Here is a 1,981-nt window from a genome sequence, read left to right as displayed (position 1 = left end):
TCCGTCACCAACACCAACGACGGACCCGCATCCCCCAGCACATACGCCACCCGATCCGCCGGATAATCCGGATCCACCGGCACATACGCACCCCCCGCCTTCAACACCGCCAGCACCGCCACCACCAGATCAACCGACCGCGGCAACACCAACCCCACAAAACACTCAGGCCCCACCCCACGCCCCACCAACACCCGCGCAAGCCGATTCGCCCGCGCATTCAACTCCTCATACGAAACCGAAACACCCCCACACACCACCGCAACACGATCAGGAGCCCGCCCCACCTGCTCCTCAAACAACCCCGACAACGTCACCGACCCACCCGAAACACCCCCAGACCTCACACCCCCAGACCCACCCCCATTCCAATCCACCAACAAAAGCTCCCGCTCCACCCCACCCAGCAAATCCACCCCACCCACCGGCAGATCGGTGTCGGCGACAACGGCTTCGAGGAAGCGCACGAACCGCTCCGTGAGGGAATCGGCAGTGGCACGGTCGAAGAGGTCTTCGCTGTACTCGAGGACTCCGCTGATGCCCTGCGGATCTCCGTCGGCCGTGTGCTCGGTCAATTCGAAGGAGAGGTCGAATTTCGCCGTACGCGTGCGCACGCCTTCGGTCCGGACGTCCAGTCCGTCCAGCACCAGGCATTCCTCGGCGTTGTTCTGGAGGATGAGCATGACTTGGAACAGGGGGTGGCGGGCCAGGGAGCGCTCCGGGTTGAGCACCTCCACCAACCGCTCGAAGGGCACGTCCTGATGCGCATACGCCGCCAGGTCCGTCTCCCGCACCCGCGCCACCAGCTCACGGAACGACGGATCACCCGACACATCCGTGCGCAGCACCAGCGTGTTCACGAAGAACCCCACCAGATCGTCCAACGCCTCATCGGTACGCCCCGCAACCGGCGTCCCCACCACGATGTCCTCACCCGCACCCAACCGCGACAGCAACGCCGCCAGGCCGGCCTGCACCACCATGAACAGACTCGACCGGCACTCCCGCGCCAGCGAGACCAACCCCCGGTGCAGCTCCGGATCCAACCGGAACCCCACCGCACCACCCGCACCGCTCAGCGCCACCGGCCGCGGCCGGTCCACCGGCAGCGACAGCTCCTGCGGAAGCCCCGCAAGCGCCTCCTCCCAGAAGGCGAGCTGCCGCGCGACCGCACTGGCCGGATCCTCCTCACTGCCCAGCACCTCCCGCTGCCACAACGCAAAATCGGCGTACTGCACCGGCAGTGGCGACCACCCCGGAACCCCGCCCCGCACCCGCGCCCCGTACGCCACCGAGAGATCACGCAGCAGCGGAGCCAACGACCACCCGTCCGCCGCAATGTGGTGGAAGACCAGGGAGAGCACGGTCTCGTCGGATCCGGCCGGCTCGAACAGCGCCGCGCGGAAGGGCAGGTCGTTCTGCAGGTCGAAGCCGCGGGCTGCCTCCGCCGCCAGGTCGCCGGCCAGCTCTGCCTCGGTGGTCCGGCGTCCGGCGAGGGCCACCTCCCGTGCGTCCTGGACCAGCTGCCGGGGGGTTCCGTCCTGCTCGGGGTAGACGGTCCTGAGGATTTCGTGGCGCTCCACCAGGTCCGTCAGCGCAGCCTGCAGCGCCGCCCGGTCCACCGCCCCCGTCAGACGCACGGCGAACGGGACGTTGTAGGCCGCCGCACCCTCCTCGAAGCGGTTCAGGACCCACTGGCTGCGCTGCCCGAAGGACAGCGGTACGACCTCGGGGCGCTCCTGGGCGACCAACGCACCACGTGGTGCGCCCGCGGTGGCCAGCCGAGTGGCGAGCCCGGACGGGGTGGGGTGCTCGAAGAGTTCGCGGATCTCCAACTCGACGCCCAGCGCGGACCGCACCCGCGACACCAACCGCGTCGCCAGCAGCGAATGACCACCCAACTCGAAGAAATGGTCATCCACCCCCACCCGCTCCACACCCAGCACCTCACCGAACAGCCCGCACAGAATCTCCTCCTGCG

The 1,981-nt window shown here is 68.4% G+C and carries 1 protein-coding gene; it reads right to left on the bottom strand.

Annotated elements, in window-relative coordinates:
* Window positions 1-1,981: condensation domain-containing protein (locus tag ACLJTM_RS34580; RefSeq protein ID WP_411107792.1), on the bottom strand; the 1,981-nt coding region annotated here is incomplete at both ends.

The sequence above is a fragment of the Streptomyces sp. cmx-4-9 genome (genome assembly GCF_046548835.1).
Classification (GTDB): Bacteria; Actinomycetota; Actinomycetes; order Streptomycetales; family Streptomycetaceae; genus Streptomyces.
Note: the sequence above shows the minus strand (reverse complement) of the source record. Positions and strands in the feature narration are given on the sequence as shown.